Source organism: Candidatus Portiera aleyrodidarum (genome assembly GCF_000953295.1).
GTDB lineage: Bacteria > Pseudomonadota > Gammaproteobacteria > Johnevansiales > Johnevansiaceae > Portiera > Portiera aleyrodidarum_A.
Genome location: NZ_LN649255.1, coordinates 223,217 through 247,405 on the forward strand (window position 1 = coordinate 223,217; position 24,189 = coordinate 247,405).

Annotated in this window: 19 protein-coding genes, 6 tRNA genes and 1 pseudogene; 6 read left to right on the plus strand and 20 right to left on the minus strand. The window is 24.8% G+C overall.

Annotated elements, in window-relative coordinates; translation table 11 throughout:
• Positions 1–23 precede the first annotated feature (23 nt).
• From trpC to PAD_RS01260, 8 genes are all read right to left on the minus strand, one after another.
• The gene (gene trpC, locus PAD_RS01225; protein WP_219848644.1) at positions 24–833 is read right to left on the minus strand and encodes an indole-3-glycerol phosphate synthase TrpC; all 810 of its coding nucleotides are present in this window, start codon (positions 831–833) and stop codon (positions 24–26) included.
• Positions 826–1,854 (minus strand): anthranilate phosphoribosyltransferase, encoded by a 1,029-nt coding sequence (gene trpD, locus PAD_RS01230; RefSeq protein ID WP_219848645.1) that lies wholly within the window; start codon positions 1,852–1,854, stop codon positions 826–828. Before trpD ends, trpC begins: the two co-directional genes overlap by 8 nt.
• Before the next feature lies 1 nt (position 1,855).
• On the minus strand, positions 1,856–2,434 hold the full coding sequence (locus PAD_RS01235; protein ID WP_219848646.1) for an anthranilate synthase component II: 579 nt from the start codon (positions 2,432–2,434) through the stop codon (positions 1,856–1,858).
• A 15-nt stretch (positions 2,435–2,449) separates the two neighbouring features.
• Positions 2,450–3,928 (minus strand): anthranilate synthase component I family protein, encoded by a 1,479-nt coding sequence (locus tag PAD_RS01240; protein ID WP_219848647.1) that lies wholly within the window; start codon positions 3,926–3,928, stop codon positions 2,450–2,452.
• 21 nt (positions 3,929–3,949) lie between these two features.
• Positions 3,950–4,021: transfer RNA gene (locus tag PAD_RS01245), tRNA-Lys, on the minus strand.
• A gap of 21 nt (positions 4,022–4,042) precedes the next feature.
• Positions 4,043–4,672 carry a uracil phosphoribosyltransferase gene (upp, locus tag PAD_RS01250; protein WP_219848648.1) on the minus strand — a complete coding sequence of 210 codons (630 nt, stop codon included), beginning with the start codon at positions 4,670–4,672 and terminating at the stop codon, positions 4,043–4,045.
• Positions 4,673–4,706: 34 nt separating this feature from the next.
• Positions 4,707–4,780: transfer RNA gene (locus PAD_RS01255), tRNA-Val, on the minus strand.
• Positions 4,745–5,509, minus strand: coding sequence for a P-loop NTPase (locus tag PAD_RS01260; protein ID WP_219848649.1), 765 nt, complete (start codon positions 5,507–5,509; stop codon positions 4,745–4,747). Before PAD_RS01260 ends, PAD_RS01255 begins: the two co-directional genes overlap by 36 nt.
• 68 nt (positions 5,510–5,577) lie before the next feature.
• Between PAD_RS01260 and metG the strand changes: the two are divergent.
• Positions 5,578–7,164, plus strand: a pseudogene (metG, locus tag PAD_RS01595) (methionine--tRNA ligase); the annotation flags it as partial.
• Positions 7,165–7,177: 13 nt separating this feature from the next.
• Here the strand turns inward: metG and PAD_RS01270 are convergent.
• Positions 7,178–7,262: transfer RNA gene (locus tag PAD_RS01270), tRNA-Leu, on the minus strand.
• Between the two features lie 3 nt (positions 7,263–7,265).
• Positions 7,266–7,336 (minus strand) — tRNA-Cys (locus PAD_RS01275).
• A gap of 51 nt (positions 7,337–7,387) precedes the next feature.
• Between PAD_RS01275 and PAD_RS01280 the strand changes: the two genes are divergently transcribed.
• The 5 genes from PAD_RS01280 (at position 7,388) to groL (ending at position 11,118) form a co-directional block, all read left to right on the plus strand.
• Positions 7,388–7,459 (plus strand) — tRNA-Ala (locus tag PAD_RS01280).
• 28 nt (positions 7,460–7,487) lie between these two features.
• Positions 7,488–7,805 (plus strand): Grx4 family monothiol glutaredoxin, encoded by a 318-nt coding sequence (gene grxD, locus PAD_RS01285; protein WP_219848650.1) that lies wholly within the window; start codon positions 7,488–7,490, stop codon positions 7,803–7,805.
• 17 nt (positions 7,806–7,822) lie between these two features.
• Positions 7,823–9,040: an argininosuccinate synthase gene (locus tag PAD_RS01290; protein ID WP_219848651.1), complete on the plus strand. Its 1,218-nt coding sequence runs from the start codon at positions 7,823–7,825 to the stop codon at positions 9,038–9,040.
• Positions 9,041–9,130: 90 nt separating this feature from the next.
• Entirely contained in the window at positions 9,131–9,424 is a 294-nt protein-coding gene (locus PAD_RS01295; protein ID WP_219848652.1) for a co-chaperone GroES, read from the plus strand.
• A gap of 47 nt (positions 9,425–9,471) precedes the next feature.
• Positions 9,472–11,118 (plus strand): chaperonin GroEL, encoded by a 1,647-nt coding sequence (gene groL / locus PAD_RS01300; protein ID WP_219848653.1) that lies wholly within the window; start codon positions 9,472–9,474, stop codon positions 11,116–11,118.
• A 46-nt stretch (positions 11,119–11,164) separates the two neighbouring features.
• Here the strand turns inward: groL and rpsA are convergent, their stop codons facing one another.
• From rpsA to atpG, 10 genes are all read right to left on the minus strand, one after another.
• A complete protein-coding gene (gene rpsA / locus PAD_RS01305) occupies positions 11,165–12,679 on the minus strand; it encodes a 30S ribosomal protein S1 (protein ID WP_219848654.1) in 1,515 nt (504 codons plus the stop codon).
• 109 nt (positions 12,680–12,788) lie between these two features.
• On the minus strand, positions 12,789–14,108 hold the full coding sequence (gene aroA, locus PAD_RS01310) for a 3-phosphoshikimate 1-carboxyvinyltransferase (protein ID WP_219848655.1): 1,320 nt from the start codon (positions 14,106–14,108) through the stop codon (positions 12,789–12,791).
• Entirely contained in the window at positions 14,098–15,213 is a 1,116-nt protein-coding gene (gene pheA / locus PAD_RS01315) for a prephenate dehydratase (RefSeq protein WP_219848656.1), read from the minus strand. Before pheA ends, aroA begins: the two co-directional genes overlap by 11 nt.
• A gap of 30 nt (positions 15,214–15,243) precedes the next feature.
• Entirely contained in the window at positions 15,244–17,763 is a 2,520-nt protein-coding gene (gene gyrA, locus PAD_RS01320; RefSeq protein WP_219848657.1) for a DNA gyrase subunit A, read from the minus strand.
• 7 nt (positions 17,764–17,770) lie between these two features.
• Entirely contained in the window at positions 17,771–20,182 is a 2,412-nt protein-coding gene (secA, locus tag PAD_RS01325; protein ID WP_219848658.1) for a preprotein translocase subunit SecA, read from the minus strand.
• Positions 20,183–20,201: 19 nt separating this feature from the next.
• Positions 20,202–20,275 (minus strand) — tRNA-Arg (locus PAD_RS01330).
• A gap of 213 nt (positions 20,276–20,488) precedes the next feature.
• A complete protein-coding gene (gene argF / locus PAD_RS01335) occupies positions 20,489–21,505 on the minus strand; it encodes an ornithine carbamoyltransferase (RefSeq protein ID WP_219848659.1) in 1,017 nt (338 codons plus the stop codon).
• 14 nt (positions 21,506–21,519) lie between these two features.
• Entirely contained in the window at positions 21,520–21,942 is a 423-nt protein-coding gene (atpC, locus tag PAD_RS01340) for an ATP synthase F1 subunit epsilon (protein ID WP_219848660.1), read from the minus strand.
• A gap of 9 nt (positions 21,943–21,951) precedes the next feature.
• Complete coding sequence (gene atpD / locus PAD_RS01345; protein WP_219848661.1) at positions 21,952–23,322, minus strand: F0F1 ATP synthase subunit beta; 1,371 nt, start codon at positions 23,320–23,322, stop codon at positions 21,952–21,954.
• A gap of 13 nt (positions 23,323–23,335) precedes the next feature.
• Entirely contained in the window at positions 23,336–24,187 is an 852-nt protein-coding gene (atpG, locus tag PAD_RS01350) for an ATP synthase F1 subunit gamma (RefSeq protein WP_258172083.1), read from the minus strand.
• Positions 24,188–24,189: the final 2 nt, after the last annotated feature.

A 24,189-nucleotide genomic window follows, 5' to 3' on the forward strand; every position in this document is an offset into this window, starting at 1 on the left:
TGTTAACAATTTTATTAATCAAGTCAAGTAGTTTGATTTATTAATTTTTTTAAGTAATTTCCATTATTTTTTAATAAAAATTCTCCAATTAAAAAAACATTAACACCAAAAAGTTTTAATGTTTTTAAATCATTTTTATTTAAAATTCCTGATTCAGTAACAAAAATAACATTAGAAGGTATATATTTTATTAAAGACAATGTTATTTTTATAGAAGTATTAAATGTATATAAATTACGATTATTTATACCTATAAATTTTGCATTTAATGAAAATAAAGCAATTTCTAATTCTAAGATAGAATGTATTTCTAATAATACATCCAGACCTATAGATCTAGCTATCTTATATAATTTTTTTAACAATTCATATTCTAAAATTGAAACTATTAATAAAATACAATCCGCACCTAATAAACGAGCTTCAAAAATTTGATATTCATCAATAATAAAATCTTTAAATAAAACTGGTAAATCACAATTTTTTTTTATTTTTAATATATCTTTTTTACTACCTTTAAAAAAATTATTTTCTGTTAATATAGAAATACAAACAGCACCATTCAAATAATAATTATACGCTATTTTTTCAATATTCTTAGAATTAGTAATAACACCTTTAGAAGGTGAATATCTTTTAATTTCAGCAATAACTGAAATTTTATTTTCATATTGTTTATTTTTTATTGATTTTTTAAAACAATTATTAGTAAAATTATTTTTATATAAATAATATTTATTACGTATTTTATCTAATGAAAAATTTTTTATACAATTAGTTATTGTTTTATTTTTATAATATAAAATATTTTTTAATATATTTTTTTTATCCATTATATCCCTTTCTTAAATTTTTAGTAAAAAAAACAAGTTCTTTTAATTTTTTAAAAACTTTTCCTGAAAATAATATATATTTAGCTAAATCAATTCCATTATTAATATTATTTACTATTCCTGAAACATATAAAGCCGTTCCTGAATTTAATAAAATAATTTCAAAAGCTAGACAAAAATTCCCGTTTATAGAATTAATTATTATATCTAAACTTTGTAAAACATTTTTTATTTTTATGAAATTTAATAATTTTGTTTTCATAAAAAAATTTTTAGGATGAATTAAATAGTTTTTTATTTTTCCTTTATTTAATTCAGAAATATAAGTTGAATTTTTTAAAGAAATTTCATCTAAACCCTCTTTAGAATGAATTACTAATGTTTTTATACTACCTAATTTCATAAACGCTTTAGCAATTAGATTTAATAATCGTTTATCATATACCCCTACTAATTGTTTTAATGGTTGAATCGGATTATTTAAAGGACCTAATATATTAAAGATTGTAGGGATATGTATATCAATTCGTATTTGTTTTATTTTTTTTTTATATTTAGAATTTAATATAAAAAATATTATTCCTATATTTTTTATACATTTTATAAATTCTTTTTTTTTAAAATTTAAATTTATTCCTAAGACATTAAGTAAATCTAAACTGCCTGAATAAGATGATATACTTTTACTACCGTGTTTAACAACCTTTATTGCTCTAGAAGCAGCTACTACAAAACTTGAAGCTGTTGAAATATTAAAATAATTAAAATTATCACTACCTGTCCCTACTAAATCTATAAGATTTATATTTTTAATAAGATTTAATTTCTTAAAATCATTTATTACTTTTGCTGTTGCTGCTATTTCAGCACTATTTTCTTTTTTTATAGATAATGCTGTTAAGATAGATGCAATTTGTGTTGATTCTATTTTACCTAAAACTATTAATTCCATTAATTTATAAAAAAATTTAAATTTTATATTTTTTTTCTTTATTAAAGTTTTTAAAATTTTATAAATCATTTTATTTTTTTATAAAGTTTTTTAATAACTCATGACCTTTATAAGTTAAAATAGATTCTGGATGAAATTGGAAACCTTCAATCTTATATTGTTTATGTTTTATGCCCATAATTACATTTGGTGTTAAATCATAAAATTCTGTTGTCGCTGTAATTTCTAAACAATCAGGCAAAGATTTTTTATCAATTATTAAAGAATGATATCTATTTACTAGTATAGGATTTATTAATCCTTTAAATAAACCTTTACTGTTATGTTTAATTCTTGATGTTTTACCATGAATAATTTTTTTTGATTTAATTATTTTCCCTCCAAATACTTGTCCAATTATTTGATGACCAAGACATATTCCTAGTATCGGAATTTTATTTGCAAAATGTTTAATTATTTCAAGTGAATTCCCAGCTTTTTTAGGAGTACATGGTCCTGGAGAAAGAACTAAATGAGTAAAATTTTTTTTTTCTATATTTTTTATTGTAATATTATTGCGAACAATCTTAACATAAACACCTAATTCCATAAAATAATGTACAATATTAAAAGTAAAACTATCATAATTATCAATTATTAAAATTTTCAATATTTTTCCTTATTCTTATACAATATTTTCTTCTACTAGAGCAGCTGCTTTAAATAATACACTACTTTTATTTAATATTTCATTCCATTCATTTTGATAATCTGATTGTTCTACTATTCCTCCACCAGATTGAATATGTAATTCATTATTTTTAATAATTGCTGTCCGTATTGCGATAGCCATATCCAGATTTCCATTCCAAGATAAATAACCAACAGCTCCTGAATATATACCTCTTTTTACAGGTTCACTTTCATTTATAATTTCTAATGCTCTTATTTTAGGCGCACCAGAAATAGTACCAGCAGGAAAAGTAGCACGAAAAACATCAATTAAATCTAATTTAGGTTTTAATATACCTCTTATATTAGTAACGATATGCATAACATGTGAATATCTTTCTATTGACATTTTTTTAGTAACTATTACAGTACCTTTAATACTAACTTTTCCTACATCATTACGGCCTAAATCAATTAACATAATATGTTCAGAACATTCTTTAGGATCATGTAATAATTCTTTTTCTAAATATATATCCTCTTTTTCATTTTTGCCTCTCTGTCTTGTTCCTGCTATAGGTCTTAAAGTAATTTTTTTCTTATCTAATCTAACCATAATTTCAGGAGAAGAACCAACTACATAATGATCTTTTAAATTTAAATAAAACAGATATGGGGAAGGATTTAAAACTCTTAAAGAACGATAAAGATTTATTGGTTTAGATTTAAAAGGTATAATAATTCTTTGAGAGGGCACACATTGCATTACATCTCCTGATGAAATAAATTTTTTAATTTTATTAATATATTTTTTATATGTAAATTTAGTAAAACTATAAAATATAGGTTTTTTTTTATATTTTTTAAATCTCTTATTGTTATTATACAAATATGATTCATAAATTTTTGATTTCTTAATCAAATTATAACTTAATTTCTTTTCTATTATTTTTATACGTGAATAAGCTTTTTTTAAATATTGTTTTTCATATATATTAACATTTATTAAGATAGTTAATCTTCCAGAATATTTATCAAAAATAATAAGATCATTAGCTATTAATAATAAAATATCAGGTGTATTTATTGGATCATATTGCTTGTAGGATTTGATTGTTGGTTCAATAAATTTTATAGTATCATATCCAAAATATCCAACTAAACCTCCATCAAATATTATTTTACTTTTATTAAAAATATTATTTTTTATTTTTTTTATATATTTTGATATCCATAATAAAGGATCTATAATTTTTATTTTTTCAATTTTAAATTTGTTTTTAAATAAAATTATTTTTTTTTCACGTACTTCTATTCTTTTCTTGCAACGTAAACCAATTATAGAATATCTCCCCCATTTTTTTTTTCCTTCTATTGATTCTAATAAAAAAGTCCATGGATAATTTGCTAGTTTCATATAAATCGAAAGGGGAGTATCAATATCTGCTATAATTTCTTTATAAATAAGAATTCTATTTTTTAATAAGTTCATTTAAAAATTAATAATTTTTATTGGGTCGTGTAGGATTCGAACCTACGACCAATTGGTTAAAAGCCAATTGCTCTCCCACTGAGCTAACGACCCATAAATATATTATAACATATTTTATTTAGTACCAAAAATTTTATCACCTGCATCTCCTAATCCTGGTACTATATATCCAGATTTATTTAAGTTAGTTTCTATTGAAGCTGTATAAATTTGAACATCAAAATGTGATTCTAGAACTCTTTCTAGACCTTCTGGTGCAGCTACTAATACAAGAACTTTTATTTTATTACATTTTTTTTCTTTAAGCATATTTATTACAGAAATTATTGAACCCCCTGTAGCTAACATAGGATCTATTATTAAAGCTAAACGTTCATCTAAAGCATTGACAATTTTTTCAAAATAAGGTATAGCTTCAAATGTTTTCTTATTCCGATAGACACCAACCACACTAATATGTGCACTAGGAATTAAGTTTGTAATACCATTCATCATACTTAGACCAGCTCGCAAAACCGGCACGATAGTAATTTTTTTTCCATTAATTCTTTCAACCGTTAATGGTTTACCATCCCATCCTCTTATATTATGGAATTCAATTTTTAATTCTCTTGTTGCTTCATAAGCTAGTAGTTCCGTTATTTCACTTGCTAATTCACGAAAATGTTTAGGACTAATTTTTGAAGATCTCATTAAACCTAATTTATGTTTAATTAAAGGATGCTCAATTACATTCACACTCATTGAATATCTCTTTTACTATCTATTTATAAATAAATAGGACTAAGCGGGGTTGAACCACTAACCTCCACGATGTTAACGTGGTGCTCTAACCAATTGAGCTACAGTCCTTTCGAGAATAGTTGTTATATAATTAAATAATTTACTAATTTTTGAGTTTGGTTTTGATATTAATATAGGAGATTTATCACAAATATATTTATGTAAAGGTAAACACCCTAGTTTTTTAATTTTATATTTTTTTAAAATTTTAATATATTTATTATAAAATATTGATTTAGAATATCCACAAAATGTACATGTAAAAGAACTCATATTTTCTATTAAACCAATTATAGGTATTTTTATTTTCTTAAACATATTTATTGCTTTAAATGCACCTAATAATGATATTTCTTGAGGGGTTGTTATAATTATTACTCCAGATAATTTAATATTATTTAATAATGTTAATGAAAGATCTGCAGTTCCAGGCGGCATATCTATAAATAAATAATCTAAAGTTCCCCAATTAGTATTTTTAAATAAATTTAATAAAAATTTAGATATAATTGGTCCACGCCAAATAATAGCTTTTGTTTGTTTTTTTACTATAAAACCCATTGACATTACTTTAAGTCCATAATAAGGAATAGGTTGTATTAAAAGGTTATTATTAATAAATATATTTTTTTTTATGCCCAAAATTTTAGCTTGACTAGATCCAGAAATATCTGCATCTAATAAACCTACTTTATATCCTTTTATATTCATAGCTAAAGCCAAATTAGTAGTTAGAGTTGATTTACCTACCCCACCTTTAACAGAAGATAGAGCAATAATATATTTTATATTAAACATTAATTAAATCCTTAATTTTCTTATTTATTTGATTTAATTAATAATATCATGTTATAAATAAGAATATTATGTCACGTAAAATTTTAGTAACTTGTGCTATGCCTTATGCTAATGGTGATCTTCATTTAGGTCATATGTTAGAATATATACAAACAGATATATGGGTTCGTTTTCAAAAAACTTTAGGAAATAAATGTTATTTTATATGTTCTGATGATTCACATGGGACTGCTATTATGTTACATGCAAAAAAAAAAAATATAAAACCAAAAGAATTAATTTACCATATAAAAAAAAAACATATATATGATTTAAAAAAATTTAAAATTGATTTTGATATTTATTCTTGCACCCATACTAAAATTAATAAAATTAATGTAGAAAAAATTTATAAAATATTAACTTATAAAGGATTTATTTATTGTAAAAAAATAAAACAATTATTTGATCCTATAAAAAAAATATTTTTATCTGATAGATTAATATTAGGTAATTGTCCTAAATGTAATGCAAATAAACAATATGGAGATATGTGTGAATTTTGTGGAATAACATATAAACCTTTTGATTTAATTAATCCTATTTCAGTTTTAACAGGAATAAAACCTATAAAAAAATATTCAAATCATTATTTTTTTAAATTACCTTATTTTACAAAGTTTTTAAATAAATGGATTAATAATTCAGGTGTGGTAAAAAATATGATTTATAACCAATTAAAAAGTTGGTTTAAAGTAGGACTTATAGAATGGGATATTTCACGGGATTCACCCTATTTCGGTTTTAAAATTCCTAATCTTAAGAAACTTAAATTTTTTTATGTATGGATAGATGCTACAATCGGTTATTTATCAACGGTTCAAGAATTATGTTATAAAAAAAGATTAGATTTTAATGAAATTTGGAATATAAAATCAAAATATGAAATTTATCATTTTATAGGTAAAGATATAATTTATTTTCATACATTATTTTGGCCAACTATTCTAAAAACAATGAATTTAAAACTACCTACTAAAATTAATTGTCATGGTTTTGTCACAATTAATGATAAAAAAATGTCTAAATCTAAAGGAACTTTTATTAAAGCTAAATTTTATGAAAAATTTATTGAACCTGAATATTTACGTTATTATTTTTCATCAAAAATTAATTCAAATATAGAAGATATAGATATTAATTTTAAAGATTTTTTTTATAAAATAAATTCTGATTTAATTGGTAAAATAATTAATATTGCAAGTCGATGTTATAAATTAATAAATAAATATAATAAAAATTATTTATCTAAAAATATTGAAAATAAAATCTTAATAAAATCTTTTATTAATATTGGTGATAAAATCTATTTTAATTATGAAAAACTTGACTTTTATAAAGTTGTAAAAAAAATTTTAAATTTAGCAAATCAAACTAATTCTTATATTACAAAAAAATCACCCTGGTCCTTAAACGAAAAAAAAAAACAATATATAATTGAGGTATGTTCTATGGGTTTAAATTTATTTCGTCAACTAATAATTTATTTATCTCCAATATTACCTAAATTAGCTATAAAAGTAAAAAATTTTCTTAATTTAAAAACTTTAAATTGGAAAAGTCGTAAAAAACTTTTAATAAATCATAAAATAAAAAAATTTAACCCGCTCTTAAATCGAATTGAAAAAATACCCGAAGCCGGATTTGAACCAGCACGCCAAAAAAAGGCGGGGGATTTTAAGTCCCCTGCGTCTACCAATTCCGCCATTCGGGCTTGAGGCTGGAAACGGAATTGAACCGTTTTACGCGGATTTGCAATCCGATGCATAGCCAATCTGCCATCCAGCCAAACTCAAAGAATAAGAGTATAAATAAATAATATAATATTATATTATAAAAGGGGCTTTAGCTCAATGGTAGAGCGCAACGCTGGCAGTGTTAAGGTTATCGGTTCGAGCCCGATAAGCTCCAGATATAAAAATCTAAATTAAAAGTAAATATGAAGAATAAAACTATAGAAATAATAAAAAAACAAATAAAAAATAATAAAATCATATTATATATGAAAGGAACACCAAGTTTTCCAAAATGTGGTTTTTCAGCACAAGCTGTTAAATTTTTAGTAAAATACTTAAAAAACTTTACGTTCGTAAATGTTTTAGAAAATTTTAATATTAGATATGAATTACCAAAATTTTCTAATTGGCCTACATTTCCACAACTTTGGGTTAATTCTAAATTTATAGGAGGTAGTGATATTATGGCTGAAATGTATAAAAATGGTGAATTAAAAAAATTAATTAAAAATTTTAAATAGCTAAGGAAATTTTAATAATGTCTAAAAAAGTTATTCTTGCTTTTTCGGGTGGATTAGATACTTCTGCTATTGTTAAATGGTTACAAGATACATATGGTTATGAAGTAATTACTTATACTGCTGATTTAGGACAAGAAAAAAAAGATATTAAATCTGCTTATAATAAAGCAAAATTCTTAGGAATAAAAAAAATTTATATAGAAGATTTACGAGAAATTTTTGTAAAAAATTATATTTTTCCTATGTTTAGAGCTAATACGATTTATGAAGTGGGATATCTTTTAGGCACTTCAATAGCACGCCCTTTAATTATTAAAAGGTTATTAGAAATAGCTAAAATAAATAATTCAAATATTATATCACATGGATCTACAGGAAAAGGTAATGACCAACTCAGATTTGAATTAGGTGCTTATTCATTAAATCCATATATAAAGATAATTGCCCCTTGGCGTGAATGGAATTTAGATTCCCGTAAAAAAATTATAAAATATTGTAAAAAAAATAATATAATGATTGATTATTTTAAAAAAAATAAATCTTTATATTCTATGGATAATAATTTATTACATATTTCTTATGAAGGAGGTTTATTAGAAGATACTTGGGGTGAACCAGAAACTAATATGTGGAGATGGAGTAAGAATTTAAATATTACTCCAGATAAAGAAACTGTTATTGATATAACTTTCCAAAACGGGGATCCAATAGCAATTAATAATGAATATTTTAAACCACATGAATTAATAATAAAATTAAACAAATTAGGAAGTAAACATGGGATTGGTAGAATTGATATGGTGGAAAATAGATATCTAGGCATAAAATCGAGAGGGTGTTATGAAACACCTGGTGGTACCATATTATATAATGCACATAAAGCAATAGAATCTATAACTTTAGATCATGAATCTATTAAATTAAAAGATATTTTAATGCCGATCTATGCTGAAATAATTTATAATGGATATTGGTGGACCCTAGAAAGAAAAATGTTACAATCTTTAATTGATACTTCTCAAAAATATGTTAATGGAATAGTTAGATTAAAATTATATAAAGGTAATGTAATTATAATAGGTAGAAAATCTGATCAATCTTTATTTAATTCATCTTATGCTACATTTGAAGAAGATAAAGGTATATATAATCAAAAAGATGCAGAAAGTTTTATAAAATTAAAATCTATACGGTTAAAAATAGCATCAATTAAACAAAAAATTAAATGGAGTTAATTTTTTTATACTTGAAATTAAATTATTTATCCACAATAACTAAAAAAAAGTATAATTTTTAATTTATTTTGTAATTCAGGAGAACGGAAAATGAAAATACGTCCTTTGCATGACCGGGTTGTAGTTCGTCGTGTGGAACAGGAACAAAAAACTTCTGGGGGAATTGTGTTACCAGGTAATGCACAACAAAAACAAAAACGTGGTGAAGTAATAGCTACTGGAAAAGGAAAAATACTTGAGAATGGTGCTATTCGTCCGTTAGATGTTAAAATAGGTGATATAGTAATATTTAAAGAAGGCTTTGGAATAGAAAAACAAAAAATAGAAGGTGAAGAACTTTTAATAATGAGTGAATCTGATATTCTTGGTATATTAGAAGAATAATTTTTTATATTAGAAGAATAATTTTTTTTATTAAAGGTACAAATACTATGGCAGCTAAACAGATTAGATTTTCTGAAGATGCAAGAACTCGTATGGTACGAGGAGTTAATGCACTTGCTGATGCAGTTAGAACCACCTTAGGACCTAAAGGCCGGAATGTGGTTTTAGAAAAGTCATTTGGCGCACCTACAATAACTAAAGATGGAGTTTCTGTAGCAAAAGATATAGAATTAAAAGAGAAATTTGAAAATATGGGTGCTCAACTGGTTAAAGAAGTTGCCTCCAAAACAGCAGATGTAGCAGGAGATGGAACAACAACAGCTACCGTTTTGGCACAAGCCATAGTTAATGAAGGAATTAAACAAATTAATTCTGGAAGAAATCCTATGGATTTAAAAAGAGGGATAGATAAAGCAATAAGAGCTTCTGTTGAAGAAATAAAAAAAATATCTGTTAAATGTGCAGATTCAAGATCAATTGCTCAAGTTGGTACGATTTCAGCTAATGGAGATAGTAAGATTGGGCAGTTAATAGCAAAAGCTATGGAAAAAGTTGGAAAAAAAGGCGTAATAACAGTAGATGAAAGTAGGGGATTTGAAGATGAATTAGAGGTTGTAGAAGGTATGCAATTTGATAGAGGTTATATTTCTCCTTATTTTGTCACTAATCAAGAAAATATGACAGTAGAATTAGAATCACCATATATTCTTATAGTAGAGAAAAAAATTTCAAATATTCGGGAATTATTGCCGTTATTAGAAAGTGTTGCGAAATCAGGAAAGCCGTTAATGATAATATCAGAAGATATAGAAGGTGAAGCATTAGCCACATTAGTAGTTAATAATATGAGAGGGATAGTTAAAGTAGCAGCAGCTAAAGCGCCAGGGTTTGGCGATCGGCGTAAAGCAATGTTACAAGATATAGCAATCCTTACAGGAAGTACAGTAATTTCTTCAGATATAGGACTAAATATTGAAAAAGCAACATTAAATAATTTAGGGAATGCTCGTAGAATTACTATGTCTAAAGAAACTACTACAATAATTGATGGAGCAGGTTCAGAAAAAGATATAGAATCTAGGGTAAAACAAATTAGAAAACAAATAGAAGAAACTACTTCTGATTATGATAAAGAAAAACTTCAAGAAAGAGTAGCCAAACTAGCAGGTGGTGTAGCTGTAATTAGAGTTGGAGCAGCTACAGAAATAGAAATGAAAGAAAAAAAAGCTAGAGTAGAAGATGCTTTACATTCTACACGGGCTGCTGTAGAAGAAGGGGTTGTAGCAGGTGGAGGAACAGCTTTAATTAGAATATTAAATAAATTACAAAATTTAAAAGGTAAGAATGACGATCAAACTCATGGAATAAAAATTGCTCTAAAAGCATTTGAATCACCTTTAAGACAAATTGTTAAGAACGCAGGTGAAGAATCATCTGTTATACTTAATAAGGTTAAAGAAGGGGAAGGAAATTTTGGATATAATGTTAATACAGGGGAATTTGGTGATTTAATAAATATGGGTGTTTTAGATCCTGCTAAAGTTACAAGAACTGTTTTACAATCTGCTGGTTCAATAGGCGGAATGATAATAACAACAGAAGCAATGATAGCAGACCATACTGAAGATAATAAAAATAATACTAATAATCACCCTAATGCTCCAGAAATGAGTGGAATGGGTGGAATGATGTAAAGAAAAATATACCCGTTATTTAATTTTTCTTAAATAACGGGTTAGTTTATAATTTATCAGATAATGTTATTTTTCTATTTTTTCTATCAATATTAATAATATATGCAGAAATCTTATCACCAATTAGATAGCCGTTATTATTAATATTAGCAATAACATTATTATTTAATTTTACTAGTGTTTCATTTTCATTAATTTCTATAATTTCTCCATTTACTAAAGATCCTTTATAAAAAACTGTCAGAGGATCTTGTTTTAGATGTTTAATACTTAAAGAAATACGTTCCCTCTCAGGATCAATAGATAAAATTAAGGTTGAAATTATATCACCTTTCCTATATTTACTACGGATTACTTTATCATCTATTTCATTCCACGAAATATCTGATACATGAACTAAACCATCAATTCCTCCCTTCAAACCTACAAAAATCCCAAAATCTGTAATGGATTTTACTAGCCCTTCAACCCGATCATTTTTTTTGTATTTTAAACTAAACGTTTCCCATGGATTTAATTTACATTGTTTTAGACCTAATGATATTCTTCTTCTTAATTCATCTATTTCTAGAATCATAACTTCTACTATTTCACCGATATTTACTAATTTAGATGGATTAATATTTTTATTAGTCCAATCTAACTCAGAAACATGAACTAAACCTTCTATTCCATCTTCTATTTCTGCAAAACATCCATAATCAGTAATATTAGTAATACGTGCTTTTACTTTTTTGCCTACTGGATAACGTTCTTTTATATTTTTCCAAGGATCTTCACTTAGTTGTTTAAGGCCTAAAGAAACACGATTGCGTGCCCGATCAAATTTTAAGATTTTTACTTCAATTTCATCACCTAAAGAAACTATTTCAGAAGGATGTTTAACACGTTTCCAAGCCATGTCTGTAATATGAAGTAAGCCATCAATCCCACCTAAATCTATAAATGCACCATAATCTGTTAAATTTTTTACTATACCTTTAATAGATTTATCTTCATGAATTTTTTTATTTAATATTTCTTTTTCATTACCTATTTCTAATACAGCTCTTCTCGATACAACAACATTATTTCTTTTTTTATCTAATTTTATTAATTTAAAATCAATATATTTTTTTTCTAAATGTAATATATCTCTGACAGTCCGAATATCAACTAATGAACCTGGTAAAAAAGCACGTATTGAATTAATTTCTACAGTAAAACCACCTTTTACTTTACCAATAATTATTCCTTTAACTCTTTCATTATTATTAAAAGCTTTTTCTAAATTTTTCCAATTTTCTAATCTTTTTGCTTTTTCACGAGATAACCTTGTCTCTCCAAAACCATCTTCTATTGCTTCTATTACTACATTAATCTTATCACCTATTTTAACGCACACTTCATCTTTATCATTTTTAAATTGATCAATATTTATTTTTCCTTCTGATTTTAAACCTGCATTAACTTTTATCCAATCTTTATCTATATTAATTATAGTTGCTTTAATTATAGATCCTGGTTTAAGATTTATATTATTTAGTGATTTTTCATATAACTCAGCAAAGCTTTCGCTCATAATAATCCTACATAATTAACTTTTTAATAATTCCGTACTATAATATAAAAGCACGACCCATATATTAATATTAATTTATTTTATTTATTTAAGCTACTATATATTACTACTAAATTTTTACTTCTTTTATTTTTATACCTATATTATTTGATAGTTCTTTAAAATTAGGAAAGGAAGTAGATACATTTATACAATCATCAATAACTATTTCATCACTAGCTTTTAATGCTGCTATTGTGAAAGACATAGCTACACGATGATCCCCGAAACTATTAATATAACCTCCTTTATAATTTTTTGTTCCAATTATATCTATTCCATCTTCATATACTTTATTTTTTACCCCAATACAAGTAAAACCTTTAGCCATTGAAATAATTCTATCAGATTCTTTTACTCTTAATTCTGAAGCCCCACGTAATCTAGTTATTCCTTCTGCATTAGCAGCAGCAACTAACAAAATTGGTAATTCATCAATAGCTAATGGTACTTGATCTTTAGGAATATCAATTCCTTTTAGATTTGTATATTTTACACGAATATCTGCTACTGGTTCATTACACCAATTAGTTTCATTTAATAATTTAATATCTGCTCCCATATACCGTAAAATATTAATTACTCCAATCCGTGTAGGATTTATTCCAACTTTTTCTAATAATAATTCTGAATTAGGTATAATTGAAGCTGCTACTAAAAAAAAAGCAGCGGAAGAAATATCAGATGGTATCTTAATATTAGTAGCTTGTAAATTATACCCGCCAATTAAAGATATAGTACTATTTTTAGTTTTGATTTTATAACCAAAATTTTTTAACATCCGTTCTGTATGATCTCTTGTACAACCTTTTTCAATTATTTTAGTTTCACCTTTTGCATAAATTCCAGCTAACAATAAACATGATTTTACTTGAGCACTAGCTATTGGCATAATATATTTTATTCCTTGGAGCCTTTTACCAATTATTTTAAGTGGAGGTCTACCATTTTTATAAGTTTTTATTTTTGCTCCCATTAATCTTAATGGGATTGCAACTCTATTCATAGGCCTACTCGAAAGAGATTTATCTCCTGTAATTTGAGTCTTAAACTTTTGTCCTGATAATAATCCTGCTAACAATCTCATACTAGTTCCGGAGTTACCTAACTTTAATTTGTTTTTTGGATTTTTTAATCCATATATTCCAACCCCTTTAATACATAATTTTTTATTTTTAGGCCCAAAAATCGAAACTCCCATATCTTTAAATGCTTTTAAAGTAGCTAAACTATCATATCCTTCTAAAAAACCTTTAATATTAGTAATTCCATTTGACAAAGATCCAAACATAACTGCCCGATGTGATATCGATTTATCACCTGGTACTTTAATTCTACCTTTAATTGGTTTAATAACTTTTTTTACTATATATTTAACATTATTCTTCATAAGACTTATCTTCTCTTATTAATTGTTCTGGGTAAGAACCTAATATTTTTATTTCTGCCCCTCGCATATCTACTTCTTTTAATATTTTTTCTAACAACTTAGATTTCCGATGTCCTTTAATTTCAATAAAAAATATATAATTCCAAACTCCATTAGTTTCTGGAGCTGGCCTATTTATTAAACGTAAAATCTCAATCTTATAACGATAAAACGGTTCTATTAATAAATAAAAAGAACCTATTTTATTTTTAATTGATAACATTAATAATGTTTTATCATCTCCTGTTGCAGCAACATCTTTATCTGATAAAATTAAAAATCTTGTAAAATTATTAATACGATCTTCTATATTTTTAGCAATTATTTTTAAAGAATAATAACTAGCAGCAATATCTCCCGCAATTGCTGCACTCTTACTTTCAGTTTCAACTATTTTTGAAGCTTCTGCATTAGAAGATACTAAAATTCTTTTAGCACTAGGATAATTATTATTTAACCAATTTCTACATTGAGCAAATGATTGTTGATGTGAATAAATTTTTTCTATATTTTTATTTATATTTTTTTTTCCAACCATTAAATTCTGATGTATTGGTAATATTACTTCTCCACATATTTTTAATTTTGAATAAATAAAAGAATCTAAAGTATTATTTACTATACCTTCTGTAGAATTTTCTAAAGGTACAACTCCATAATTATATTTTTTATTTTCTATTGTATTAAATACATCTTTTACAGGGATACTTATTACAGATTTACCAAAATGTTTAATTACTGCTTTTTGAGTAAATGTACCCTCAGGCCCCAGATAAGCAACTTTTATTGGGAATTCTAAAGCTAAACAAGTAGACATGATTTCTCTAAATAATCTTGATATTTCTTCATTAGATAATGGCCCTTTATTATTTCTTATTATATTTCTTAATACCTGAGCTTCACGTTCTGGACTATAAAATTTTGTTTTTGGATCTTTAGATATTTTTATCTTTGCAACTTTTTTAGCACACCTAGCTCGTTGACTAATTAAATTTAATAATTGAATATCAATCTTATCTATATATTTTCTAATTTTTTTTAAATCTTTTTTTATTTTTAAAGACATTTTAGTAATCCTATCATATTTATTATTATATTACTTTAAATCAATCTTTTCACCTAATCTTACAACCGATACTAATTTTTCTTCTTTATTAACACGTATTAATTTAACCCCTTGGGTATCTCGGGAAATACAAGATATTTCTTTAACTCTAGTACGTACTAACTTCCCCCTATTTGTTATTAAAATAATTTCATCACTTTCTTTAACTTTTATCGCTGATACTAATTTACCATTTCGTTTTGAAGATCGCATTGCGATTACTCCTAGTCCACCACGCTTTCTTAAATTAAAATCTTCCAAAAGAGTACGTTTTCCATATCCTTTTTCTGAAGCTGTTAAAATATAATATTTTTGTAATTTTTTTTGATTTTTTATAATTATTAAACTAATAATTTTATTTTTAGGAAATAAACGCATACCCATTACACCTGTAGCATTCCTGCCCATTACACGGACTTCACTTTCTTTAAAATAAATAGATTTTCCATTCGAAGCAAGTAACATTACATTATCTTTGCCATAAGTAATAGCTGCACCTATCAACCTATCTCCTTCTTCTAAATTAAGTGCAATAATCCCACAATTACGTTGTCTGGCAAATTGTTTCATATACGTTCTTTTTACTTTACCCAAAGCGGTTGCAAAAAATATATAATTATTTTTATTACTATTTTCATCATTTATTGCAAGGATTGCTGTAATTTTTTCATTTTCATCTAAATAAAGTAAATTAACTAAAGGTCTCCCTCTATAACTTCTACTCTTTTGTGGTATTTCATAAACTTTAAGCCAATATACTTTGCCTTTATCAGAAAATAATAAAATTGTATCATGATTTGATGCTACTAATAAATGTTCAATTACATCTTCATCAGTTATTATTGTTGCTAATTTACCTCTCCCACCTCGTTTTTGTGCTTGATAAACTGAAATCGGTTGTATTTTAGCATATCCTGATCTAGAAACTGTAACTACCATTTTTTCTTCATTAATAAGATCAACTGTATTTATCTCATTACGAATAGCATTAATTTTAGTTTTTCTATTATCTCCATATTTAGAACTTATTTCAAATAACTCATTACGAATTATTTCCATTAAATAATCAAAGGAAGATAATATTTTTTTTAAATTAGTTATTTTATTCAAAGTATTTTTATATTCATAAATATAATTTTTACTTTCTAAACTTGTTAAACGATGTAATTTTAAATCCAGAATTGCTTTAATTTGATATTCAGTAAATATATATTCATCAATAATAATTTCTTTATATAATTTATTTTTTTTCCATTTTATATTAATTAATTTATTTTTAGCTTGTTCTAAAGAAGAAGCTGATTTTATTAATTCTATAACAACATCAATATTAGATATTGCAATTATTAAACCTTCTAGAATATGTTTACGTTTTTTTAATTTTTTTAATTCATATAAAGTACGTCGTGTTATTACTGAAATACGTTGATTAATAAAAGCTTCGATAATTTGTTTAATATTAAATTTTTTAGGTTTACCTTTATCTACAGCTACCATATTAATACTGTAAACTACTTCAAGTTGAGTATGTGCAAAAAGATTATTTAATATTACCTCACCTGATTCATAACGTTTTGTTTCAATAACTATCCTTAAACCATCTTTATCTGATTCATCTCTAAGCTCATTTATACCAAATAACCGTTTCTTTTTTACTAAATAAGCTATTTTTTCAATTAATCTAGCTTTATTAACTTGATATGGTAATTCTGTTATAATAATTTTTTCATTACCTGTTATCTTATTTTTTTCTATTATATATTTTGCACGTATATAAATCCTACCTTTTCCTGTTTTGTAAGCATCTAAAATTCCTGATTTTCCATGTATAATGCCTGATGTTGGAAAATCAGGCCCCTTTATATATTTCATTAAATCTTCTATTGAAATTTTGTTATTATCAATAAAAGCTAAACATGCATTAATAACTTCTTTTATATTGTGAGGAGGTATATTAGTTGCCATTCCTACAGCTATACCACTAGTTCCATTTATTAACAAATTAGGTATACGACTAGGTAAGAATTCTGGGATTTTTTCAGACCCATCATAATTATCTACCCAATCTACTGTAGATTTTTCAATATCATATAAAAATTCATTAGTTATCCGAGACATTCTTACTTCTGTATATCTCATAGCTGCCGCGTTATCACCATCTATTGATCCAAAATTTCCTTGCCCATCAATTAATACATATCTCATAGAAAACACTTGTGCCATTCTTACAATTGCATCATAAACAGCACAATCACCATGTGGGTGATATTTACCAATTACATCACCCACGACCCGTGCTGATTTTAAATACTTTTTATTCCATATATTATTTAATTCGTGCATAGCAAAGATCACGCGACGATGCACTGGTTTCAAGCCGTCCCGTATATCTGGAATAGCTCTGCCAATAATTACGCTCATTGCATAATCTAAATAAGATTGTTTTATTTCATCTTCAATTGTTTCATATTCATATGTAATTGGTAAACTTTCTTTATTTTTTTCAAACATATAATTCCTAAATTTTATACTTACTAAGTACACTTATTACATCAAATTTAATATTAATAATTAAATCTTTAAATAATTTAAATGCTTCTTTTTTATATTCTTCTATAGGATTTTTTTGTACATAGCCTCTTAAAGGTATACTACTCATTATATAATCCAACATATGTAAATGTTCTTTCCATCTTATATCAAAGACTTGTAATATAGTTTGTTTTTTTAAAATTTTTATTTTTTCTTTATCAACTTTTTTCCAATAAGATTTATATATTTTATTATATTTATCTTTTATTTTATTAATTATAATTATATATCCATTTTTATATGAGAAAATATATTTATTTTTTTTTATCCATTTATATATATTTATATTTAATATTTTTTTTATATTTATTACTAAATTAGTTATATTATATTTTTTATTTTTTTTGTAGTTATACACTATCTTATAAATTACTTCATTTCTAATATATTCTATATATTCAGAAATCTTATAACTAAATAAAATTTCATCTCTTAGTTTATATACAATTTTTCTTTGATAATTTGAAATTTTATCATATTCTAATATTTGTTTTCGTATATCAAAATTACGAAGTTCTATTTTTTTTTGAGCTTTTTCTACTGCTTTATTAATTAATTTATGTTCAATAGCTTCACCATAAGATAAACCTAAAATTTTTATCATCTTTTTTATGTTATTAGAACCAAATAACCTCATTAAATTATCTTCTAAAGAAATAAAAAACCTAGTTGATCCTGGATCACCTTGCCGTCCTGCCCTTCCCTTTAATTGGTTATCAATTCTTCTAGATTCATGTCTTTCTGTACCAATAACATGTAAACCTCCAGCGTTTTTTACAATTTTTTTATATATTTTATTTTTAAAATTTCCACCTAATAAAATATCTGTCCCTCTCCCTGCCATTTTAGTAGCGATCGTAATTGTACGTGAACGGCCAGCTTGAGCAATTATTTTAGCTTCATTCTCATGATTTTTTGCATTAAGTATTTTATGTGAAATTTTTTGTTTTTTTAACAGATAAGAAATATCTTCTGAAATTTCAATTGAAGTTGTTCCTACGACTACTGGCTGACCTTTATAAAATTTTTCTTTAATATCTTTATTTATAGCTTCAAATTTTTCTTTTGTAGATAAAAAAATTAAATCATTCATATCTTTACGTATTCTAGGTTTATTTGTTGGAATAACTAATACATCTAATTTATAATTTTTATTAAATTCATATAATTCAGTAGAAGCTGTTCCGCTCATACCTGCTATTTTAGCATAAAGTCTAAAATAATTTTGTAAAGTAATATAAGCTAAAGTATTACTTTCTTCTTTTATATTTACTCCTTCCTTTGCTTCTATAGCTTGATGCAAACCATCTGACCATCTTTTTCCTGGCATTACACGACCTGTATTTTCATCTACTATAATTACTTCATGATTTCTAATAATATAATCAACATTTTTTTTAAATAAATAAAGTGCTAATAAAGCTGCTTTTATTTTTTTTATAAAACCTATATTATTAGCTGAATAAAGAGAATCATTTTTTTTTATTATTTTATTTAATTTAAAAATCTCTTCTATATATTTATATCCTTTTTCAGTTAATTCAACTTGTTTATGTTTTTCATCTAAAATAAAATCTCCTTTTTCATATTCAGTAAATTTAGAACTTCTTAATTTTTCTGCTATATTTTTAATTACATAATATATTTTAGTATCTTCATATATTTGTCCTGAAATAATTAATGGAGTACGAGCTTCATCAATTAAAATAGAATCAACTTCATCAAGTAAAGCAAAGTTAAGTTTTCTTTGAAATTTTTCTTTAATTTTATAAACCATATTATTACGTAAATAATCAAAACCATATTCATTATTAGTACCATAAGTAATATCAGCTTTATAAGCATTAATTTTTTCTTTTAAATTTTGTTTTGCATAAATATTTTTTATACTTAATCCAAGAAATTCATATAATGTACGAATATTAGTAGAATCTCTTTTTGCTAAATATTCATTTATTGTTACGACATGTACTCCAAGACCAGTTAAGGCATTTAAATATGAAGGTAAAGTCCCAACTATAGTTTTTCCCTCTCCTGTTTTCATTTCAGAAATCATGCCTTTATGCAAAACTATACCTCCAATTATTTGTACATCAAAATGACGCATCCCAATTATACGTTTGCTAGCTTCTCTTACTGTAGAAAAAGCTTCAGGTAATAACATATCAAGTAAATCACCTTTTATTATCCTTTTACGATATTCTATAGTCTTATAACTTAATGAATGATTATTAAGTGAATTAAAATGAGTTTCTAAATCGTTGATTATATAAACTATCTTACTTATTCTTTTCAGTTCACGTTCATTTTTATTATAAATAAATTTACTTTTTAACATTTTAACAATTTTAATAAACTACGTCTGAAGGGACTTGAACCCATGACCTGTACCTTCGGAAGGTACTGCTCTCTCCAGCTAAGCTACAGACGTATATTTCCCCATAATAACAGATGCGCCCTGGTTAACTTCTATATCCATGTACAACAAAACTAGCTTTATAAAAAAATTATATGCTGTTCACTCAAATACTCTTGCTGTATTTCTTTTAAAATGATATTTAATATTTTATTAGATTTTTTTATAGATAAACCTGTGTTTTTAGTTATATATAAAGATAATTTTAAATTATACATTATCCTTTAATTAACTTAATGAAGCAACCATTACGGATTTTATTGTATGTATTCTATTTTCAACTTGATCAAAAGATATATTATATGATGATTCAAATACATCATCAGTAATTTCAAAACCATTAATTAATTTTTTTTTATTTTTTATAAAATCAAATTTTAATAATTTTTTTATAATTAATGTTTCATTATTATGAAAGGATGGTAAACAGTGCATTATTTTTACTTTATAATTATTAGTAGCTTCTATAATTTTTTTATTTACTTGATACTTTGAAAGCATTTTTATTCTTTCATCCCATACATCTGAACTTTCTCCCATTGATACCCATACATCAGTATATAAAAAATCTACATTTTTTATAGCTACATAAGGATCTTCTACTAAAAGTAATTTTGCTTTATTTTTTTTAGCTATCTTTTTACATAAAATATAAAACTTTTCTTCTGGCCACATTTTTTTAGGAGCTGCTATCCGTATATCCATCCCCAATTTGGCTGCTATTAATAATAACGATCTTCCAATATTATAACGTGCATCACCTAAATAAGCATATTTTATTTTATTTAATGATTTATTGTTAGAATGTTCCAACATAGTTAATACATCAGCTAAAACTTGTGTTGGATGAAATTCATTTGTTAACCCATTAAACACGGGTATTCCTGAATTTTTTGCTAATTCTTTTATTATTTTTTGACTATCTCCTCTATATTGAATTGCATCAAACATACGACCTAATACCTTTGCTGTATCTTTAATAGATTCTTTATATCCCATTTGCGAAGATTTCGAATCAATATAAGTTACATTAGCACCTTGATCAAAAGCTGCAATTTCGAAAGCACACCTAGTTCTAGTTGATGGTTTTTCAAAAATTAAAGCTATATTTTTACCTTTTAATCTTGGATATTCATTTCCTATATATTTTGATTGTTTTAAATAACTTGCTAAATTTATTAAATAAATTATTTCTTCTTTTGTATGATTAATTAAACTTAACAAATTCCTATTACGTAAATTCATTTTTTTATTTCCTTTTATTTTTTTTTTAATTTTTTTAAAATTTTTAATGTACGTAATCGAGAATTTGCTAAAGCTATATCTGCAATTGCACGTGAATAATTTATTTTTGATGATTTTTCTTTAATTATTTTTTTAGCTTTCTTAATACTTTTCTTAATTTCATATTCCTTAAGATCATTCGCTTTAATAATTGTATAAGCCAAACATGAAATAATATTTGATTCTACTTCAATTAAACCACCATCTAAATAAAAAATTTCTTTCTTCTCGTTAATATGTGTTATTATTAAAGGTCCGCAACTTAATTGTGTGATAATTGGAGCATGCCCTGATAATATTCCTAATTCTCCTTCAGTACCAAGAGCTGTTATCTGTTTAATTTTTTTTGAAAACATTAAACAGTCTATTCTCATAATCTCACATTGAATAATATTCATCTTTTCCAATTATAATTTATATTTATTTTTTAATTCTTCAATACTACCAATCATATAAAAAGCTTGTTCAGGAATCTTATCATATTCTCCATTTAAGATACTATTAACACCATTTATTGTATCTTTTAATTTTACATATTTCCCTAATTTTCCTGTAAAAATCTCTGCTACAAAAAATGGTTGTGATAAAAAATTTTGAATTTTACGTGCTCTATTTACAATCTTTTTATCTTCTTCAGATAATTCATCTAAACCTAAAATAGCTATTATATCTTTCAATTCTTTATAACGTTGTAATATATTGCGTACTTTTAAAGAAACATTATAATGTTTCCTACTAACAACTAAAGGATCTAATTGCCTCGAATTTGATTCTAAAGGATCAATAGCTGGGTAAATACCTAATTCTGCTATTTTTCGAGATAAAACTATTGTTGCATCTAAATGAGAAAATATAGCCACTGGAGATGGATCTGTCAAATCATCTGCTGGTACATATATTGCTTGAATTGATGTAATTGAACCTTTTTTAGTTGAAGTTATTCTTTCTTGTAAAACACCTATTTCTTCTGCTAAAGTTGGTTGATATCCAACAGCTGAAGGCATTCTACCTAATAACGCAGATACTTCTGTCCCTGCTAATGTGTATCTATATATATTATCTATAAATAATAATACATCTCTACCTTCATCTCTAAATGATTCAGCAATAGTTAGTCCTGTTAAAGCTGCCCGGAATCTGTTACCAGAAGGCTCATTCATTTGTCCATAAACTAAAGAAACTTTATCAAGTACTTTTGATACTTTCATTTCATTATAAAAATCATTCCCTTCACGTGTTCTCTCCCCTACCCCAGCAAATACAGAATATCCAGAGTGTTCTATTGCTATATTACGAATTAACTCCATCATATTTACAGTTTTTCCAACCCCAGCCCCGCCAAAAAGTCCTATTTTTCCTCCTTTGGTAAAAGGGCACATTAAATCTATAACTTTTATCCCTGTTTCTAATATATCATTATTTATAGATTGTTCTATATATTTAGGTGAGTTCTTATGTATTGCCATTATTTTTTTTTCATTTATTGGCCCTTTTTCATCTATCGGTTCACCTAAAACATTCATTATTCTACCTAATGTTTTAATTCCTACTGGTACTTTTATAGGAGAATTTGTATTAATAACTTTTAAATTACGTTTAAGCCCTTCTGTCGAACCCATCGCTAAAGTTCTTACTATATTATCACCGAGGTGTTGTTGTACTTCTAATATTAAATTTATTTTTTCTACTTTTAATGCATAATAAATTTTAGGTAATTTATTTTTTTTAAATTCTACATCAATTACTGCACCAATTATTTGTACAATTTTTCCACTCATTTAATTTCCTTTCTTATACTAATGCTGCTCCATTTACTATTTCAGAAATTTCTTGTGTTATATTTTCTTGTCTTAATTTATTATAAATATTATTTAAATCTCTTATTAACTCATTAGCATTTTCTGTTGCTTTTTTCATTGAAATCATTCGCAACGAATGTTCACTAGCTATATTCTCTAATATTGCTTGATATATTTGAGATTCAAGATATTTAGTAAATAAAGTTTTTAACAAAATATTAAAATCATAAGTTTCATAAATATAAACTATTTTCTTAATTTTTTCTTTTTTTCTTTTTAAAGGTAAAAGATTTTTTATTTTTGGTAATGATTTTATTGAATTTATAGATTTATTATATATGATTTTAATACAATCAATATGATTATTATCATATTGTTTAATTATTATTTTTATTAAATTATAAAATTCAATTATTTTTGGATAATCACCTAAATTATTTTTATTATATATGATTTCTCCACCATATTTTTTTATAAACTTTTTACCAATTTTACCTATTGTACAAAAACAATACTCTTTCTTATCTTTTTTTATATAATTTAATAATTTTTTAAATAACTTTATATTTAAACCTCCACATAAACCTTTATCACTAGTTATTATAATATAACAAATTTTTTTTATTTTTTTATTTATATTTATATAATTATTTTTCTCATTTATATTATCAGCAACTATACGATTACATATCTCTTTTATTTTTTTTGTATAATATCTACTTAATAACATTCTATTCTGTAACTTACGCATTTTAGATGCAGATACCATTTCCATTGCACTAGTAATTTTTTTTGTATTTTTTATGATTTCAATTTGTAATTTTATTTCTTTTGTGGCTATCAAAA

Bases quoted from the DNA above. Each gene is read 5' to 3' on its own strand.
- trpC (WP_219848644.1), bottom strand. From the start codon at position 833: ATGGATAAAAAAAATATATTAAAAAATATTTTATATTATAAAAATAAA.
- trpD (WP_219848645.1), bottom strand. From the start codon at position 1,854: ATGATTTATAAAATTTTAAAAACTTTAATAAAGAAAAAAAATATAAAA.
- PAD_RS01240 (WP_219848647.1), bottom strand. From the start codon at position 3,928: ATGAACTTATTAAAAAATAGAATTCTTATTTATAAAGAAATTATAGCA.
- upp (WP_219848648.1), bottom strand. From the start codon at position 4,672: ATGAGTGTGAATGTAATTGAGCATCCTTTAATTAAACATAAATTAGGT.
- PAD_RS01260 (WP_219848649.1), bottom strand. From the start codon at position 5,509: ATGTTTAATATAAAATATATTATTGCTCTATCTTCTGTTAAAGGTGGG.
- grxD (WP_219848650.1), top strand. From the start codon at position 7,488: ATGAAGAATAAAACTATAGAAATAATAAAAAAACAAATAAAAAATAAT.
- PAD_RS01290 (WP_219848651.1), top strand. From the start codon at position 7,823: ATGTCTAAAAAAGTTATTCTTGCTTTTTCGGGTGGATTAGATACTTCT.
- PAD_RS01295 (WP_219848652.1), top strand. From the start codon at position 9,131: ATGAAAATACGTCCTTTGCATGACCGGGTTGTAGTTCGTCGTGTGGAA.
- groL (WP_219848653.1), top strand. From the start codon at position 9,472: ATGGCAGCTAAACAGATTAGATTTTCTGAAGATGCAAGAACTCGTATG.
- rpsA (WP_219848654.1), bottom strand. From the start codon at position 12,679: ATGAGCGAAAGCTTTGCTGAGTTATATGAAAAATCACTAAATAATATA.
- aroA (WP_219848655.1), bottom strand. From the start codon at position 14,108: ATGAAGAATAATGTTAAATATATAGTAAAAAAAGTTATTAAACCAATT.
- pheA (WP_219848656.1), bottom strand. From the start codon at position 15,213: ATGTCTTTAAAAATAAAAAAAGATTTAAAAAAAATTAGAAAATATATA.
- gyrA (WP_219848657.1), bottom strand. From the start codon at position 17,763: ATGTTTGAAAAAAATAAAGAAAGTTTACCAATTACATATGAATATGAA.
- secA (WP_219848658.1), bottom strand. From the start codon at position 20,182: ATGTTAAAAAGTAAATTTATTTATAATAAAAATGAACGTGAACTGAAA.
- argF (WP_219848659.1), bottom strand. From the start codon at position 21,505: ATGAATTTACGTAATAGGAATTTGTTAAGTTTAATTAATCATACAAAA.
- atpC (WP_219848660.1), bottom strand. From the start codon at position 21,942: ATGAATATTATTCAATGTGAGATTATGAGAATAGACTGTTTAATGTTT.
- atpD (WP_219848661.1), bottom strand. From the start codon at position 23,322: ATGAGTGGAAAAATTGTACAAATAATTGGTGCAGTAATTGATGTAGAA.